Source organism: Cytobacillus sp. T106 (genome assembly GCF_040492155.1).
Classification (GTDB): Bacteria; Bacillota; Bacilli; order Bacillales; family Cytobacillaceae; genus Bacillus_AB; species Bacillus_AB infantis.
This window is the reverse complement of record NZ_JBEUMK010000002.1, coordinates 38,190-54,373: the sequence shown is the minus strand read 5'-3', so window position 1 is coordinate 54,373 and position 16,184 is coordinate 38,190. Positions and strand designations below refer to the sequence as shown.

Annotated in this window: 19 protein-coding genes and 1 pseudogene; 5 read left to right on the top strand and 15 right to left on the bottom strand. The window is 46.0% G+C overall.

The window, feature by feature from the left end:
- Window positions 1-135 precede the first annotated feature (135 nt).
- Window positions 136-684, bottom strand: coding sequence for a TVP38/TMEM64 family protein (locus ABU165_RS04655; protein WP_318059652.1), 549 nt, complete (start codon window positions 682-684; stop codon window positions 136-138).
- Window positions 685-800: 116 nt separating this feature from the next.
- On the opposite strand from ABU165_RS04655, the gene ABU165_RS04650 reads away from it, so the two are divergent.
- Window positions 801-1,082 carry a YesK-like family protein gene (locus tag ABU165_RS04650; protein ID WP_170939460.1) on the top strand — a complete coding sequence of 94 codons (282 nt, stop codon included), beginning with the start codon at window positions 801-803 and terminating at the stop codon, window positions 1,080-1,082.
- 105 nt (window positions 1,083-1,187) lie between these two features.
- Here ABU165_RS04650 and ABU165_RS04645 read toward each other — a convergent pair whose 3' ends face one another.
- Window positions 1,188-2,240, bottom strand: a complete 1,053-nt coding sequence (locus ABU165_RS04645) for an LLM class flavin-dependent oxidoreductase (RefSeq protein ID WP_094767885.1) — start codon at window positions 2,238-2,240, stop codon at window positions 1,188-1,190.
- Window positions 2,241-2,260: 20 nt separating this feature from the next.
- Window positions 2,261-3,691 carry an aspartate ammonia-lyase gene (gene aspA / locus ABU165_RS04640; protein WP_009794546.1) on the bottom strand — a complete coding sequence of 477 codons (1,431 nt, stop codon included), beginning with the start codon at window positions 3,689-3,691 and terminating at the stop codon, window positions 2,261-2,263.
- Between the two features lie 505 nt (window positions 3,692-4,196).
- On the opposite strand from aspA, the gene ABU165_RS04635 reads away from it, so the two are divergent.
- The 3 genes from ABU165_RS04635 (at window position 4,197) to ABU165_RS04625 (ending at window position 7,084) form a co-directional block, all read left to right on the top strand.
- Window positions 4,197-5,399 carry a CynX/NimT family MFS transporter gene (locus ABU165_RS04635; protein ID WP_318059651.1) on the top strand — a complete coding sequence of 401 codons (1,203 nt, stop codon included), beginning with the start codon at window positions 4,197-4,199 and terminating at the stop codon, window positions 5,397-5,399.
- A 107-nt stretch (window positions 5,400-5,506) separates the two neighbouring features.
- A complete protein-coding gene (locus tag ABU165_RS04630; RefSeq protein ID WP_318059650.1) occupies window positions 5,507-6,061 on the top strand; it encodes an MEDS domain-containing protein in 555 nt (184 codons plus the stop codon).
- Window positions 6,062-6,328: 267 nt separating this feature from the next.
- Window positions 6,329-7,084, top strand: coding sequence for an SDR family oxidoreductase (locus ABU165_RS04625; protein ID WP_094767881.1), 756 nt, complete (start codon window positions 6,329-6,331; stop codon window positions 7,082-7,084).
- A 59-nt stretch (window positions 7,085-7,143) separates the two neighbouring features.
- Here ABU165_RS04625 and ABU165_RS04620 read toward each other — a convergent pair whose 3' ends face one another.
- The gene (locus ABU165_RS04620) at window positions 7,144-8,151 is read right to left on the bottom strand and encodes a DUF3231 family protein (RefSeq protein WP_311225196.1); all 1,008 of its coding nucleotides are present in this window, start codon (window positions 8,149-8,151) and stop codon (window positions 7,144-7,146) included.
- Between the two features lie 213 nt (window positions 8,152-8,364).
- Between ABU165_RS04620 and ABU165_RS04615 the strand changes: the two genes are divergently transcribed.
- Window positions 8,365-8,718, top strand: coding sequence for a DUF5661 family protein (locus tag ABU165_RS04615; protein ID WP_101548667.1), 354 nt, complete (start codon window positions 8,365-8,367; stop codon window positions 8,716-8,718).
- Window positions 8,719-8,769: 51 nt separating this feature from the next.
- Here the strand turns inward: ABU165_RS04615 and ABU165_RS04610 are convergent, their stop codons facing one another.
- The 11 genes and pseudogenes from ABU165_RS04610 to ABU165_RS04560 form a co-directional block, all read right to left on the bottom strand.
- The gene (locus ABU165_RS04610) at window positions 8,770-8,934 is read right to left on the bottom strand and encodes a hypothetical protein (protein WP_180827315.1); all 165 of its coding nucleotides are present in this window, start codon (window positions 8,932-8,934) and stop codon (window positions 8,770-8,772) included.
- A gap of 78 nt (window positions 8,935-9,012) precedes the next feature.
- Window positions 9,013-10,425 carry an MFS transporter gene (locus tag ABU165_RS04605; protein ID WP_318059976.1) on the bottom strand — a complete coding sequence of 471 codons (1,413 nt, stop codon included), beginning with the start codon at window positions 10,423-10,425 and terminating at the stop codon, window positions 9,013-9,015.
- Window positions 10,426-10,654: 229 nt separating this feature from the next.
- Complete coding sequence (locus ABU165_RS04600) at window positions 10,655-10,924, bottom strand: hypothetical protein (protein ID WP_094767879.1); 270 nt, start codon at window positions 10,922-10,924, stop codon at window positions 10,655-10,657.
- 2 nt (window positions 10,925-10,926) lie between these two features.
- A complete protein-coding gene (locus tag ABU165_RS04595) occupies window positions 10,927-11,316 on the bottom strand; it encodes an SHOCT-like domain-containing protein (protein ID WP_318059649.1) in 390 nt (129 codons plus the stop codon).
- A 3-nt stretch (window positions 11,317-11,319) separates the two neighbouring features.
- Window positions 11,320-11,688, bottom strand: coding sequence for a DUF2089 domain-containing protein (locus tag ABU165_RS04590; protein ID WP_094767877.1), 369 nt, complete (start codon window positions 11,686-11,688; stop codon window positions 11,320-11,322).
- Window positions 11,689-12,081: 393 nt separating this feature from the next.
- Entirely contained in the window at window positions 12,082-12,798 is a 717-nt protein-coding gene (locus ABU165_RS04585; protein ID WP_094767876.1) for a hypothetical protein, read from the bottom strand.
- A gap of 275 nt (window positions 12,799-13,073) precedes the next feature.
- Complete coding sequence (locus tag ABU165_RS04580) at window positions 13,074-13,823, bottom strand: ABC transporter permease (protein ID WP_318059648.1); 750 nt, start codon at window positions 13,821-13,823, stop codon at window positions 13,074-13,076.
- Entirely contained in the window at window positions 13,813-14,586 is a 774-nt protein-coding gene (locus tag ABU165_RS04575; RefSeq protein WP_318059647.1) for an ABC transporter ATP-binding protein, read from the bottom strand. Before ABU165_RS04575 ends, ABU165_RS04580 begins: the two co-directional genes overlap by 11 nt.
- Window positions 14,587-14,811: 225 nt before the next feature.
- Window positions 14,812-15,153 carry a DUF1048 domain-containing protein gene (locus ABU165_RS04570; RefSeq protein ID WP_009794560.1) on the bottom strand — a complete coding sequence of 114 codons (342 nt, stop codon included), beginning with the start codon at window positions 15,151-15,153 and terminating at the stop codon, window positions 14,812-14,814.
- On the bottom strand, window positions 15,150-15,494 hold the full coding sequence (locus ABU165_RS04565; RefSeq protein WP_318059646.1) for a PadR family transcriptional regulator: 345 nt from the start codon (window positions 15,492-15,494) through the stop codon (window positions 15,150-15,152). Before ABU165_RS04565 ends, ABU165_RS04570 begins: the two co-directional genes overlap by 4 nt.
- Before the next feature lie 229 nt (window positions 15,495-15,723).
- Window positions 15,724-16,104 (bottom strand): annotated as a pseudogene (locus ABU165_RS04560) (Type 1 glutamine amidotransferase-like domain-containing protein); the annotation flags it as partial.
- Window positions 16,105-16,184: the final 80 nt, after the last annotated feature.

Sequence of the window (16,184 nt, the reverse complement as noted above, 5' to 3'; positions counted from 1 at the left end):
AGGCTGTTAATGGCCAATGTGATCACTCCTAATCTGTGCTTTTATATATTCATATTCAATGCAGCAGGCCTATTTCCTTTTTCTATTCTCCGGACAAAAAAAACAAGACAAGCGCTCAGATGGCTTGTCTTGTTTTTACCGGGTACGAAACTTCCTTGAAACATAAATGAGCAGAATGGCGGCAATCACGATTGCGGCTATTCTCCACTCCCATTCCATATTGATAATCTGGTATACCGAAAAACCTTCAATCAGGATGGCTGGTATTTTTCCAAGGGTGCTGGCAAGGAAGAACGTGAGAAAAGCGGTTTTTCCAATTGAGGCAATGAAAGTGACAAGGCCTGAAGGGACAAAAGGAAGAATTCTAAGAGCAAGAATCAGGGAGAATGCTTCCTTGCCGTTGGCTTCCAACAGTTTCTGTACTTTGGGATGGGACAGGCCGCGCATGTCCTTTAACCTTCGAAATCCTTTTCTGTAGAGGATGAAGGCAACGGCTGCCCCAGCGGCCTCACCTGCAAAAGATACAGCGATTCCTCCCCATAAACCAAATACCGCCAGATTCGCGGCAGTCAGAAAAACACTGGGTACAACCCCAAGCAGGCTGATGATAATGTTGATTATAAGGCTTAGCACCAAAGCTATATGCGTATATGACTCAAATAAATCAATGATCATTTCCTTCATACTAAATAGGCTTTCCTTCCTTATAAGGCTGTTTTGTGAACTTTGTGGCTTTTTTGATGAAAATTACTATAATAGTACAACCGAATGTAAAATATGTTAGTTCCGGAGGGGAAGGTATGGCAGGCTTTAGAGTTTTTATCTTTATATTATTAGGAATCAGCATTTTATTTGCAGCTGCATCCAAAATTTTAAAAGGTTCTGTACAGAAAGACAAGTACCTTAAAGCAGGCTTTTCAGCTTTAATAATAATCAGCATAGCCATTATCATTATCAGTCTGTTTATCGGCGGCTGGAGCGGTATGGGATATGGATTTATTGGAGTTTGTATTTTTATTGGAACTATTTTAACCGGAATTATAAATTGGCTTATGAATTCTATTCGTAATCGAAAAAAATAGCCGTATACGTCAGATAGCTTTATTGCAATGGCTAAAAAAGAAAATTTAATACTTAAAACGGCTTATAGAATGAAACAGAGGGACAAAAAATGCCCCTCTGTCCTTTTATTTCTGTTCTGCTTCCCACTTGGCAATTTCCTCACGCACAATCGGCGCAACTTCCCTGCCGAGCAATTCAATGCTTTTCATGACATCTTCATGCGGCATGCTTCCGACTGGCACATGGTGCATGAAGCGGGTAACGCCGACGTTCTTTCGAAGGTCGATGATTTTTTTAGCAACAGTTTCCGGATCTCCTACATACAGGGCGCCTTCAAAGCTGCGTGCCGCATCAAAGGCTCCGCGGTCATAATGGCCCCAGCCCCGTTCTCTGCCAAGGACGTTCATGGCCTGCTGGGTCGGCGGGAAGAATTTGTCCGCTGCCTCTTCATTGCTTTCTGCCACAAATCCGTGAGAATGGGAGGCTACCTGGAGCTTGGAAATGTCATGGCCGGCTTGTGCTGCAGCCCTGTAGTACAGCTGTACGAGCGGGGCAAACTGCACCGGACGGCCTCCAATGATTGCGAGGACAAGTGGCAGTCCCAGAAGTCCGGCGCGGATGACAGAATCACTGCTCCCTCCGCTCCCGATCCAGATTGGCAATGGATCCTGGACCGGGCGCGGATACACACCGAGATTTTCAATTGCCGGACGGTGATTTCCAGCCCAAGTCACTTTTTCAGATTTCTGCAGTGCCAGGAGCAGGCCCAGCTTCTCATCGAAAAGCTCATTATAGTCCTGGAGATCATAACCGAAGAGCGGGAACGATTCAATGAACGACCCTCGACCCGCCATGATCTCAGCCCGGCCGTTCGAGATGCCGTCGAGTGTGGCAAAGTCCTGGAAGACCCGGACTGGATCGGCCGATGACAGGACGGTGACCGCACTTGTCAGGCGGATTTTTTTGGTCTGCGGCGCGGCAGCAGCCAGGACGACTGCAGGTGAAGAAGCAGCATAGTCCTTCCTGTGGTGCTCGCCGACACCGAAAACGTCCAGCCCAACTTCATCAGCCAGGATAATTTCTTCAACAACCTCGCGCAGCCGCTGTGCATGGCTTGCAGTTTCTCCTGTTTTAACGTCAGGGGTCGTTTCCACAAATGTGCTGATTCCGATTTCCATTTTCATCTCTCCCTGATCGTTTAGTCTCTATCTAATAGTGCAGCACCGGCGATGCCTGGATGTGTCATCTCGTACGGATCCAGGATCAGGTCCAGTTCTTCTTCTGTCAGAACATCATACTGCAGGCAGAGTTCCCTGACAGGGGCGCCGTTCAGGATGGCTTCCCTGGCAATCCGGGCCGCCACTTCATAGCCAATATGAGGATTAACGGCTGTGATAATGCCAACGCTTTTTTCTACATATTGCTTCATCCGGTCCTCATTTGCTTCAATCCCTTTGACACAGTGGTCGGTAAACGACTTGAAAGCATTCGTCATAATGGTGATCGACTGGAGCAGGTTGAAGATCAGCACTGGCTCCATGACATTCAGCTCCAGCTGCCCGGCTTCAGAGGCCAGTGAAATGGTTTGGTCGTTGCCGATGACCTGGAATGCAGTCTGGTTGATCAGCTCAGGCATAACTGGATTAACCTTGCCCGGCATGATGGAAGAGCCCGGCTGCCTTGCCGGCAGGGAGATTTCCCCCAGTCCTGCCCTGGGACCTGAAGCCATCAGACGCAGGTCGTTTGCAATTTTAGACATATTGATCATACAGATTTTCAGCGCGCTGGAGACCTCTGTATATGAATCTGTATTCTGAGTGGCATCAACCAGATGCTCCGCCCCTTTAAACGGAAGGCCGCTGATATCTGCCAGATACTCAACCACTAATTCAATGTAACGGGGCTGTGCGTTCAAGCCTGTGCCGACAGCCGTCGCTCCCATATTCAATTCATACAGATGCTGCCTTGATTGCTTGATGCGCTTAATATCGCGTTCAATCACGCGGCTGTAGGCTTCAAACTCCTGCCCAAGCCTGATTGGCACAGCATCCTGCAGATGTGTCCGGCCCATCTTGATGACATGGTTAAACTGATCAGCTTTATCCATAAATGCCTTATGCATGTGCTCCATAGAAGCAATCAGCTGCTCGAGCACCTTGAGAATGGATATATGCATCGCTGTAGGAAAGGAATCATTCGTAGACTGTGACATATTCACATGAGTGTTCGGGCTGCAGTATGGATAGTCCCCTTTTTCCCTGCCCATGATTTCAAGCGCCCGGTTTGCCAGCACTTCATTCATGTTCATATTAAAAGAAGTCCCTGCTCCCCCCTGGATCGGATCGACTATTACTTGATCATGCCAGTTGCCGGCAAGCATTTCATCTGCCGCCTGGACAACCGCATCTCCAATGCCTGAGTAAAGAGCCTTGACCTCCACATTCGCCATTGCAGCCGCCTTCTTTACCATCGCCATCGCTTTGATCAGCTCAGGATGGATCCGGTAGCCGGTAATCGGGAAATTTTCTACCGCACGCAGTGTTTGAATCCCGTAGTACGCATGTGCAGGGACCTCTTTTGACCCCAGAAAGTCCTTCTCTATTCGAAAACCGTTTGTCTTGACTGACATCGTTGCCTCATTCCTCTTCTTTTCGCTATTTGTTTTTGATGTTATATCTTATTGCTAATCCCACTCTATTGTAAATGACTTCGGTCCAATATTCATCTTTAATATCTGTTTTAGGATGGCCTTTTTTGACGGTGTTCAGCAGGTTATTTCCTTCCAGTGCGGAGGGGTAATGGCGGGGAGAATGGCACATACTATGATGGATGGCTTAGTCGGCTGGTGCGGGGCAGAAAAAATAGCGGATTGCTACCGCGGGCTGGAGCAAGCATTATTATTACAAGCAATTGCACCCATTTCCCTCCCCTTAAAAGGTCTTCACAATACCAGCGTTTAAATCTTAAATTCCAATTAATATTCCCCGCTTCCCCTGCATTTTGAAAATCCGAAAAAAATTTGTTCCACGTGAAACATTGTCAGAAATTTGGAACAATCCTCCTTCTCACCCGGTTAATCCCCTTCTTGCTATGCTATACTTGAGAAAAAATGGGTATGAGAGAAGGAATGTTTTATGGATAAGCTGAATCCTAGAGCCAAAATGGATCCAGCCAAGCAGTATTTATTTATTGCGGGTATCATCCTGGTTGCTTTTAACCTTCGGCCTGCCATCACATCATTAGGGCCTCTGGTGGGGATCATCCAGGATGATATCGGCCTGGCGCACTGGAGTGCTGGTCTTCTGATGAGCCTGCCGCTCCTGGTATTTGCGTTCATGTCTCCCCTGGTGCCAAAAATCGCTTTGCGCCTGACTAATGAGCGGACACTGCTGATCGGCCTGCTTTCCCTTTTCACCGGCATTGCTATCCGCTCGATTCCAATGGCCTTTTTTCTTTTTGCCGGGACCTTTCTGGCCGGATTAGGCATCGCTATCGGCAATGTCCTTCTGCCGGCAGTAGTGAAGGATAAATTTCCGAATAAGTTCGGATTGATGACAAGTGTGTATTCCACTTCTATGGGTTTAATTGCTTCGCTTGCATCCGGAGTAAGCGTCCCCCTGGCAGTCGATGCGAATCTTGGCTGGCAGGGCGCCCAGGCGGTATGGGCCATTCCGGTGATTGCGGCATTCACTGTATGGCTTTTCCTTTTCAGATCTCACCAAAGCAATCCTGGCACCGTCATGCCAAATCCCGGGACAGCTTCCGGGCAAATGTGGAAAACGCCTCTAGCCTGGCAGCTTGCGCTTTTCATGGGTTTTCAGTCATCCTTGTTTTATATTACGATCTCCTGGCTGCCGGAAATTCTGCAAAGCCACGGGATCAGCATCACAACGGCAGGGTGGCTGCTGTCTTTTACCCAGCTGGTAGGACTGCCGGCAAGCTTTTTCATCCCTGTCCTTGCAGGCAGATATCAATCACAGGTCTGGATTGCCTTCGCACTCAGCCTTTGTGCAGTAGCCGGCTACTGCGGGCTGCTGATTGGTTCCACCTACCCTCTCTTAATCATCAGCATCATCCTGATCGGAGTCGCACTTGGCGGCAGCTTTCCGCTCGCCCTCAGCTACATAGGACTCCGGGCCCGGAATGGCAGGCAGGCTGCTGAGTTATCAGGCATGGCCCAATCTACCGGCTATATCCTTGCCTCCATCGGACCACTTTTCATCGGCTACTTATTTGACCTGACACATTCATGGACAATGCCGCTGATTACACTGATCGGCATTTCAGCTATAGTGATGGTGTTTGGAATGCTGTCAGGTAGGAATCGTTTTGTATAATTGGATTTAGTGAAAAAGATATTATATAATCTGTGATATTGTTTAGCTGTGTATGGGGTTGCTCATTTTTACCAATGTTATAAACATCTATAGATGAGGAGATTTGCATGGACAGTTTAATTGTGGATTTGTATCACGAGTATAAGAAGAATAATGGCGGACATATCTGCTATCTTTATAACCAGGAAGAAAATTATATCAATAATGCCGTTTCTTTTATCTCGGCGGGCATCAGGAATGGCGATTTCATCTTTCTTCTTGAAAATGATCGAAATCTTCGCCTGATTCAGGAAAGGCTCCATAAAGAATTTAGCACAGATCAATTATCCAACTTGCTAGTCATGAATAATTACGATTTCTATTATGCCCAAGGTAATTTCCATCCTCATATTGTGGTCCGTGAATTTTTAAAAACACTTGAACCGCATTTAGAGAAAAAGACTTCTATTAGTACTTGGGGACTCGTAGAATGGAGAGAAGACAAGGAGATTTACGAAAAATTAGCAGAGTATGAACAGATAGTCGATAAGAGTGTCAACGAAAAAGGTATCCTGTCTGTATGTGTTTATCCTGCAGGAAAGACCCCTGGTTCATTCAGGAAGGCTTTGCACAATTGCCATAATATAGTTATAAATGATGAGGAAGTCATGTACCTTTCTTAATCATATTTAACCCGGTTCCAACCCTACTGGAACCGGGTTTTTTGCTTAGTTTATCGGCTTTTTGCTTCTTTAATGTATAGATTTCTCATCCCATTCACCCTATGATACAATTAATCAACTGAATATTCATAACATTTTACTGATCTGGTATGGAACCATATCATGCCATCGGCCAGGCAGAAATTGTCAAAGGGGTTTGCTATTTTCGGTGACTCTGCATCTCTTTTGCCAGCATCAAATCGTTCTCTATACTGGGAGGTAAAAACAATGAGTCATTCTCGAAGAAAGGCCGCACTGATAACAGGTGCGAGCAGTGAAAATGAAATTGGTACAGCAATTTGCCGCAAGCTGGCTTCACAGGATATAGATATATTTTTTACACACTGGCATTCTGATGCTGAGTGGATTGAACAATTTCAGCAGGATATTGCTGATATTGGTGTACGCTGCGAGGCACTAAAGGTGGATCTGACAGATGCAAATGCGGCATTGGCCATTTATGAAGAAGCTGCAGGCCGACTGGGCTCTCCGTCCATCTTGGTTAACAATGCCGCTCATTCTGTTAATAATGATTATAAATCGTTAGATGCAAGCACACTTGACCTTCATTACTCGGTCAATATGAGGTCCACCTTTCTTCTGTGTGCTGAGTTTGCCCGCCGGTTTAAAGACTCAGGTTCACCGTCTGGCCGCATCATCAACATGACATCCGGTCAGGATATAGCCCCAATGCCAGGGGAACTGGCCTATGCAGCGACCAAAGGCGCCATTTCTGCTTTTACGAGATCATTAGCACAGGAGCTTGCACCGCTTCGGATTACCGTTAATGCTATCAATCCAGGTCCAACCGATTCGACGTGGATGACAGACGGTATCAGAAATCACCTCCTGCCTAAATTTCCAATGGGCCGGATTGGCACACCGGATGATACTGCACGTCTTGCTGCCTTCCTGGCAAGCGAAGATGCTGAATGGATCACCGGCCAGATTATCCATTCGGAAGGCGGGTTTATGAGGGGATGATCCTGCAGCTCAAAAAAGGTGCCTGCCCCCCTGTTCCGGGCAATGGCACCTCTTTTTTATCAATCCTTCGCCAAGTCCCTGCGATTTGCTGCCAATGGCGGCTGCTCCATCCATTCGTTTTCAATCATCAGATTTACTCCATCCTCAGATAGCTTGAGGACCTCTCCAGTAAACCGCTCATAATCAATAACCAGATCGCTTCTATTGCTCTCTGAAATGGCTATTCCATAGTTCCCGATTCCGGCATAAATCATCAGGCCAAAGTGGAACATCATTAATTTATCTGAAAATGGCGACTCGGTTGATTCGGTTACTTCCTGGTCAAAGCCCATGGGGACAGGCAATGAACACATCTCCAAGTAGCGGCTCAGAACCTTTATATGTTTCCGGGAAACTTCTTTTCCTCTTAATATATATTTCCGGACCTTATCTGATTTGGCCACCTGGCTGAAGGCTGAAGCCATACAGGTTCCTAAATGATTCGTCTGGATATTTGCATGAAGATTCGTCACCTCTGACCCGGTGAGGGATTCCCTCCTCCCCAGCCCTTCCAGAATAAAGGACTGCTTATGAACAAACTCCGTTTTTTCCGGATATGGAATGCTTGGCGGGCGCACACTCAGTCCCTTTTCCAATAACAGCTCATTGGCCTCGGTCTTTAACTCGATTGTTGAGGTTAAGCACTTGGAATAGAATGAATGAATATCAGACCGCCATGTATTCTGCAGCACCCGGCCATAAGTGGCAAGACCCCCCTTTGCCATATTGTGCATGTAGCGCAAATAAAAAACGTCGGAAAACAATCGCTTCGCCTCTAAATTCACATCTTCCTCCGTAAATCCCTGCGGAATCCGGATGCCTTCTTCTGTAAAGATCCCTCTTATGATCTCCACATGCTGCTGTGACAAATCCAAAGCATGGGAACCAAGCTTTTGGATATCTTCATCTTCAATATGACGAAGAAAATACTTTAATACACAAACCGCCATACTGTCTGCCATGAAAGAAGCCCATAAATAACTCAATTCTGCGGCGGTTAGCTTCATATGATTATGATGAGTCTCCATGCCTTTTCCTCCTATTTAAGTCCATAAGGGTTATTATCTCCTGAATAAGGAGAAATATGTTTGAACACATACCTAAGGGCTAGGGGGAACAGTTCCCTTGTCCTTCCTTTTAAAAGCAAGCTCCTCCCAAGTATAAAAGACTTGGAGCCAGACACCATCTCACTTTGAAATTCATAGCCTACTAACGTAATCTGCCCTCTAGGAGTGATGTACATGTACTTTCATGATCCTTATTCTCACCGTTTCATCGTTGGCCATAGGCATAGTGTAAGATATCCATATCCCCATCATGCTGCCAGGCAAAAATCTTTTTCCAAAGAGGAAGCAGCTGCCATCGCTTTGCTGCTGGGAATCGATTTTACTAAAAGCAGGTTTGATTTAAATGAATTTTGGCTTGGTGTAAATACTGAGCTTGAGCACGGTAAGATCTCCAGCCAAACGAATGTAACAGGTGATGACCCTCTCATCACAGGAAAAATTGCCCTCGCACACCTTAACGAGTTTCCTGATTACTACAAACGGCTAAAGGTGCTGGAGAAAGAAGCGAAGGCTTATTGGAATAAATGAGATGCATTCCCCCACTTTCTTAAGTATCTTGGGACAGCGGGACAGGTCGCCTCACTCTTTTCTTCTATACACAGCTAAAACAAGAATAATCACCGCGCCGGCCGCAAAGCCTGCCAGGACACCCAGTGGAAATCCCCCGTTTATAAGATATACAATGAGTCCTCCAACTAAAGCCCCCACTATGATAAATATCAATCGCAAAGACATGGTTTTCACCCTTGCACCCTCCTTATTAAAAAAATGCCTGACTCCATAAGCACAGCTTGTATGCGTTTGGAGTCAGGCACCTTTTTTTTAATGCTTATTCAACAATCCAGCCAATAACCCTTTACCCAAAGCGCCTTTCCTGGCTCTTCCTTCATTCTTCCACCAGTAGGCCCTCTCCGGATTCTTAAGGACTTCCTTCACTTCGCTCTGATGCTCAACAACCGGTGCAGAACCGCGAAGCGATCTTCCTGCCGTCTCCCTGACAAACAGGGTGACAACAATGATGCCGAACAGGCACATGCCCATCAGGTAATAAGCTGGCACCATATTATTGCCGGTTACGCTCACCAGCCATGCGACCAGCAGCGGTGTTGTGCCTCCGAACAGCGACGTTGCTGTATTATACGTGATTGCCAGTGCCCCGTAGCGCACTTTCGTATAAAATAACGACGGGAGTGTTGCCGGCAGTGAGCCCTGCATAGTCGTCAGCAGCAGGCCGAGGATCAGCAATCCAAGGAAAGTGCCCATGGTGCTGCCCGAGCGGACGAGCATGAAAGCAGGGATGCTCAGGACAACCGCGCCAATCAGGCCGGCTTTCAGGATGCGGTTCCGTCCGAATTTGTCGCTCAAATGCCCCATTGCCAATACCATCGGGATCATGACGATCATCACAAGAACAAGCATCAGGAGCCCTTTCCCTTCACTGTACCCGAGCTCTTCTGACATATAAGACGGCATATAAGTCAGAACGGTATAACTCATAACATTGTAGAAAATAACAATCGCCGTACAAGTCAATAATGCTCTCCAATGTCCGGCAAAAATCTCTTTTAGCGTAACACTTTCATTCTTTTTCTCTTCAATCGACTCATTCATCGCCTCAAAAGCCGGCGTTTCACCTAAATGATTACGGAAATAGAAGCCGATGATTCCAAGCGGAGCGGCAATGAAGAACGGAATTCTCCAGCCCCATGCCGTCATCGCCTCGCTGCCAAGCATAAAGGTCAGCAGCGTAACAAGGCCGGCGCCGGCAATAAAGCCGACCAGTGTTCCAACCTCAAGGCCGCTGGCCATGAAGCTGCGTTTTTTATCAGGAGTTGTTTCGGTTATGTAGGTCATAGCCCCGGCATATTCCCCGCCGGTTGAAAAACCTTGCACAAGCCTTGCTGATAATAGTAAAATTTGAGCTGTGATCCCAATCGCTGCAAAGCCCGGGATCAAGCCGATGCTGAGCGTGGAAGCCGCCATCAGGATCATCGTAATGGCCAGCACATTCTTCCTGCCTATCCGGTCACCAAGCATCCCGAAGAACATACCGCCGAGCGGACGAGCAATAAATGCCACCGCAAACGTGGCAAACGCGTATATTAATTGAAAAGATGGGTCAATCTCCGGAAAAAACACCCTGCCCATCGTAACTGCCAAAAATGAATAGATACCAAAATCAAACCACTCCATCGCATTCCCGATGGATGTCCCCATCATGGACTTCTTCGCCATCGAACTGTCCACAACAGTAATATCTTTTGCCTCTAGTGTCTCTCGCTGTTCCTTCACATTTCCCCCTCCTAAATACTATCTAACTAACTAGCTTAGTTGGTTTTTCCCTTTATTTGGGGGTTAAAACATAGGAATACTAGAAAAACAGGCGGGACTGGCAGGAAGAATTTTCGAGAAATGAAAAAAGCCGCCTCGCCGGCAGCCGCAAAAACAACATGATAGATATCTCTTAAAGCTTCACCACTACCTCAGTACCATCCTTCAATTTCGTGTCCACAAGGGTAACCCCTCTGTAATCAGAAATGGCCTCCAGCAGCAGCTTCAAATCCTTTCTGTCAATTTCAGGAAAAACAAACTTACTTCCGTCTTTCTCGATGGCTTTATTGATTAAGCGGTTAATCCTTCTGGATGTGATAACCAGACCGGCTGCGTTCAAAATAGCATAGGGCACGGGTATGGAAAACCTTTTATCCTTTGCTTTCACCTTGACCTTTAACATAATTATTCGATCACCACTAGCACTTTGTCGCCATTGGCCGAGATGATGTCAACGATTTGTCCGTCCAATTCATTTTCAATCGCTGCAATAAGCAGGTCGACATCTATATCTTTCACATATTTGGCTGCATCAGGAATCCTTTCAGCAATATTGGTCCCTACTCTCAGGACAGCCTTGACCAGGTTGATCGGCAAATCCACATTTACATTATCGCCTTCACTGGAGTTCACACGAATCTTCAGCATTTTATTACCATAAGACACTTCTTTTTTCACCGCCACCAGCTCTGGCTGATCTTTGCCTTGCAAGACATTAATTAGCTCACCTGCTTTTTCCTTATCAAGCTTTCCTTCCTCCACCAGCGTTAAGACCCTTGAAATTTCATCTTTCATGGTCTATTCTCCCTCCTTTAATAACTGAATGGCTTTCTCTGCTGAAATCTCGCCTTTTTCGAGCATTGATACAATCTTTTTCTTATCCACTTCAGGTTTCTTTTGAGTGGAGTACCCAAGAGCAGTGATGATTTCATCCAATTTGCCTCTGACAGTCGGATAGGAGATGCCAAGTTCCTTCTCGACCTCTTTGATATTCCCGCGGCTTTTTAGAAAAATCTCAATGAAGTGCAGCTGCTCCTGCCCAAGTGCCGCCAGTTTGGAAACCTCAAATTCATTTTCTACGGTGGTTTGGCAATGGCTGCATTGCAGCTTGGTGATCGTCAGCGCATTTGTGCAAACAGGACAATTAGTGAGTAAAGGATACGCCATACCATGCTCCTTTCTTTTAGTTAATCAAATCATACAACAGGATTTTCATTTTTTAAATAGTTAATTTATAATTTTTATTAAAAGTGTATATTTTATTAAATAATTCAATTTTAACTTTATAAAAATTAATTTTCTTAATGATAACCAAGGAAATTACACAAAAAAAAGCGACCCTCATTGATGAGGCATCGCATCAATTAACGGATATACAATTCTGTCTTAATTCTTTTCATTCAGGAAACGAATATAATTAAACATAAGATCGTAGCACAGCTCGACTTGCCGGCGGCGAAGGCAGACGGCTGATTGTCCATTGACCAGTATCATGAAAAATTGGTGGAGCTGTTTATGCTCGTTACTATGTCCATATGTAAAAGCTTCTTCCTTCTTATTTTACGAATTATCCACCCATTCCTTATATTCATCCTTGTCTATTTCAGAAACCTTCTCCACCTTTCCGCCAATTAACTTGCCCTTTGATTCGATTTCAGTCTGATAAAGTCCATACATATTTTCATTCTCAAGTGAATCAGCAGTATAATAGATGGATTTCCCTGTAACATCCCATTTGACACCGTATATATCATTAAAAATGAGTGAACCTGCAGGAGCCTGAAGTTCCTCATCCATATCAAAGTGATAAATATTTATTCGGGCTGAATCATTATATCCACCGATAAAGGCGATTATATTCTGGTCAGGCGCCCAGGCAATTCCACAGGATGAATGGTAGCCATTGTAGTCATACTTATAACCGATCGTTTCGGACAAATTGACCTTTTCACCCGTTTCTAAGTCAACGACAAAAATTTTAACAGCGTTACCCTCGACAGCATCATAAGCTAAATACCGATTATCATATGAAAAATGAAAACTTTGAATACTGCTGTGATATTCAGGTAAAGAAACCTCGAACTTTTTCTTTTTGCTGTCTATAATTAATTGATCATCCGCTACGGACAGCTGATAGTCACCTCTTTGAACACGATTATTATCTTGAAGCACAGCAACATCTGGATTTGAATAATATTGTATTTCCTTTTGAGAGCATCCGTATAATAGAATGGTCATGATTGCCATCAATATAGATAGCCTGGCTATATTCTTCACCGGTCCCCCCTCCTTTTCTTTTCCCTTATACGGAACAATAGAACACTATTGTTTCATGGTACCATCTATTTTTACTTTGTTGGGGGGTTATAAAGAAAAAGCCGCCGGATCGGCAGCTGAATATAGTGTCAGACTGGCTGGAAGCCAAGGAGCCGCTGTGTAAATAGTTTGCAGATGAGCTCCAGTCAACCTTGAGGACAATTGGCAGAGTTGGCAGATCATTGGGCCAAATAATCAAATTCCGCTCAACACCACGAAAGAGCCTCCTCCTTTTCTTACCGCAATTGCAGTCTAAAGACTTTACCGGCAATCAAATAAGCAATGATCATAATGCCAAGGCACCAGGCAAGTGCTGTCCAGATACCGCTGCCGACAGCCCCATTATAGAAGAGGGCACGAACTGAATTGACGATGGAAGTCACTGGCTGGTTCTCAGCAAATACCCGAACAACTTTAGGCATGGTTTCAGTGGGAACAAAAGCCGAACTGATAAATGGGAGAAATATCAACGGGTAGGAGTATGCTGTAGCCCCTTCCATTGAATCGGCAGTCAACCCCGGAATTACCGCCAGCCATGTCAGCGCCAGCGTAAACAGCAGGAGAATCCCACCCGCCGCGAGCCAATCGAAGATATTAGCATCCGGACGAAAGCCCATTATGAATGCGACGAGGATTACCACCACAATAGCAAGTGCATTGGAAACAAGCGAGGTCAGCACATGAGCCCACAATATAGATGAGCGCTTAATGGGCATGGTAACGAAACGGGCCATCAGCCCGCTCTTTACATCATTAAAGAGCCTCAAGGATGTGTAAGCGACGCCGGACGCGATCGTGATCAGCAAGATTCCAGGCAGTAAATAATTCACGTAGTTCTCCGTGCCCGTTTCAATAGCACCGCCAAATACGTAAACAAACAGCAGCATCATCGTAATCGGCGTAATGGCTACCGTGACGATTGTGTCCGGGCTGCGCAAGATATTGCGCATTAATCGTCCCAGCAGTACCCCAGTTTTATTTTTCATTTCCATCTCCTCCTTTTTTGCCGATAATTGCAAGGAATATCTCCTCTAATGTCGGCTGCTTCTCAATGTATTCTACTTTTGCCTGCGGAAACATCTCCTTGAGTTCAACAAGGGTGCCCGTGGTGATGATCTTCCCGTCATGCAGGATGGCAATGCGGTCGGCCAGCTGTTCGGCTTCCTCCAGGTACTGGGTCGTCAGTAATATAGTCGTACCATTGCCGGCTAGCTCTTTGACAATATTCCAGACTTCAATCCGGGCTTCAGGATCAAGCCCTGTGGTAGGTTCGTCGAGAAAAATGACTTCTGGCTTCCCAATCAGGCTCATGGCGAGATCGAGCCGGCGCTTCATCCCGCCTGAATACTTTTCTGCCCGGCGGCTGGCCGCTTCTGTCAGACTGAATCGGGAAAGCAGATTGTCGGAGACTTCAGCTGGATTGGATACTCCCCGGAGCTTGGCAATCATCATTAAATTTTCCCGCCCGGTCAGCATGCCGTCTATTGCGGCGAACTGCCCGGTCAGACTGATACTCTGGCGGACGTGCTCCGGCTGGCGCTGAACATCAAAACCACCAATAACTGCTTTACCATCATCTGCCTTCAATAACGTCGAGAGAATATTTACAGTCGTTGTTTTGCCCGCCCCATTGGAACCCAACAATGCAAAGATCTCGCCGCGCCTCACCTCAAAATCCACCCCCTTTAAAACTTCCTTGTCTTTGAAGGATTTTGTTAACCCTTTTACAAAAATCGCTTTATGGTTCATATAGATTCCTCCTTTTGATTTGCAGCAAAAACCGAGGTCCGAGAAACAATCTGTTTTCTGCCTTCGGACAAAAAGACACAGGGCTTTGATCACATAATCTTATTCGCTACTCTGTTATACCGATTATCAGTATTACTTACTACCCGCTTAAAAAAATACTGAATAGCAGCAGTCAATCAGACCTGGCTATTCAGCAGGTTTCTAATTCAATTGTTAGATTATTGCCTATCCGCGGCCGATGGTATCATTCAGCTTCTTACGATATTTGTCATTCCAGGTTTTCTCATCCTTCACCAGCTCATCACAGAAAGCAGCAACATCCTCGCCCGTCAGATCAGTGACTTTCTTGCCTTCCGCTGCCCCTTCCTCAAAAAGGTCCAGGATGCCGGTGAAGATGCGATTCGTGCCTTTCCAATCAGTCGGACCGCCTCCAGCCGTCCACATATATTTCTGGATCGCTTTATACGCGGCAGAGTACTCGCTTGGAAGTGCCTTCGCACGCGCCTCCATCGCTTTCCATTCCCGCTTGTCATCCAGGCTGCCGATGATTTTTTCAAAAATACTCATTTCGCATTCTCCTTTTTGATTTGTTTAGTTTTCAGTTCGTCAATTTTGCCCGAGACAAAGGCCCATTTTTCCCAAAAGGCTTTGAGTTTTTCCCAGCCAGCTGCGTTTAGGGTGTAGAACTTTCTCGGCGGTCCCACAGTGGAGGGCTTTTTCTCGATATCCACCAGATTGTTTTTCTCCAGCCGCATGGTAATGGTGTAAACAGTCCCTTCAACCACATCAGTGAAGCCGAGCTGCCGGAGCTGCTGCGTGATTTCATAACCATATGTTTCGCCGCGGCTGATGATCTCAAGCACACAGCCCTCAAGCACTCCTTTCAGCATTTCCGTGATATTTTCCAATTCTTTTACCCCCGTCTATATCTCACTTGTATATTTGGTACTCTGTATAACCGGTATTCAGTAATGCTTATTACTAACTATATAGTAATACCGAGTAGCGTTGTCTGTCAAGTACGTTAAAGCTGTTTGCTGCCCATTTTTGCAAAAAAGAAAAAAGCCGCCTTGCTGGCAGCTGATCGAGAATACTTTATTCATTTAAGGATGCAAATCTTTGTTGCGGATATCGACATCAATTAGAAAACAGCATCCACTGCCCTTCGGAAACAACTTCTACTGCTCCGTCAACCACTTTGATGGCCGTTTGATCATCCATTGCATAAGCTGGCCCCTTCATCCCGGCGGCCCATTTCTCTGCGGCAGCCATGGTGTTTCCCGGAAGCATCTCGTGGTCCAGATGCGGAAACATTGCAAATTCGACCAGTCCAAGCGCGGCATCACCACCGTCGGGCGGAGTCCAGCCTACAAAGTATTCCCCGATGTTAGGTGCCATCACCATGCTTCCGGCACTCATCCCAACATAGACTGACTGCAGGGACGGCAAAAGGTCTGCCAGTCCTGACTGCTGCATCCAGTGGCTAAGGTAGAGGGCGTCCCCTCCTGACACCAGCAGGAAGCTCTACCTTCAATTTAAGGTATCTTCCAATGTGGTCCTTTGACACATCAAGAATCTGAAAGTTATCTAAGTTCATA

Coding starts and splice junctions, on each gene's coding strand:
- ABU165_RS04630 (WP_318059650.1), top strand. CDS start 5,507: ATGGACAGTTTAATTGTGGATTTGTATCACGAGTATAAGAAGAATAAT.
- ABU165_RS04570 (WP_009794560.1), bottom strand. CDS start 15,153: ATGAGTATTTTTGAAAAAATCATCGGCAGCCTGGATGACAAGCGGGAA.
- ABU165_RS04625 (WP_094767881.1), top strand. CDS start 6,329: ATGAGTCATTCTCGAAGAAAGGCCGCACTGATAACAGGTGCGAGCAGT.
- ABU165_RS04615 (WP_101548667.1), top strand. CDS start 8,365: ATGTACTTTCATGATCCTTATTCTCACCGTTTCATCGTTGGCCATAGG.
- ABU165_RS04635 (WP_318059651.1), top strand. CDS start 4,197: ATGGATAAGCTGAATCCTAGAGCCAAAATGGATCCAGCCAAGCAGTAT.
- ABU165_RS04600 (WP_094767879.1), bottom strand. CDS start 10,924: ATGTTAAAGGTCAAGGTGAAAGCAAAGGATAAAAGGTTTTCCATACCC.
- aspA (WP_009794546.1), bottom strand. CDS start 3,691: ATGTCAGTCAAGACAAACGGTTTTCGAATAGAGAAGGACTTTCTGGGG.
- ABU165_RS04575 (WP_318059647.1), bottom strand. CDS start 14,586: ATGAACCATAAAGCGATTTTTGTAAAAGGGTTAACAAAATCCTTCAAA.
- ABU165_RS04655 (WP_318059652.1), bottom strand. CDS start 684: ATGAAGGAAATGATCATTGATTTATTTGAGTCATATACGCATATAGCT.
- ABU165_RS04620 (WP_311225196.1), bottom strand. CDS start 8,151: ATGGAGACTCATCATAATCATATGAAGCTAACCGCCGCAGAATTGAGT.
- ABU165_RS04650 (WP_170939460.1), top strand. CDS start 801: ATGGCAGGCTTTAGAGTTTTTATCTTTATATTATTAGGAATCAGCATT.
- ABU165_RS04580 (WP_318059648.1), bottom strand. CDS start 13,823: ATGAAAAATAAAACTGGGGTACTGCTGGGACGATTAATGCGCAATATC.
- ABU165_RS04595 (WP_318059649.1), bottom strand. CDS start 11,316: ATGAAAGATGAAATTTCAAGGGTCTTAACGCTGGTGGAGGAAGGAAAG.
- ABU165_RS04590 (WP_094767877.1), bottom strand. CDS start 11,688: ATGGCGTATCCTTTACTCACTAATTGTCCTGTTTGCACAAATGCGCTG.
- ABU165_RS04645 (WP_094767885.1), bottom strand. CDS start 2,240: ATGGAAATCGGAATCAGCACATTTGTGGAAACGACCCCTGACGTTAAA.
- ABU165_RS04605 (WP_318059976.1), bottom strand. CDS start 10,425: ATGGCGAAGAAGTCCATGATGGGGACATCCATCGGGAATGCGATGGAG.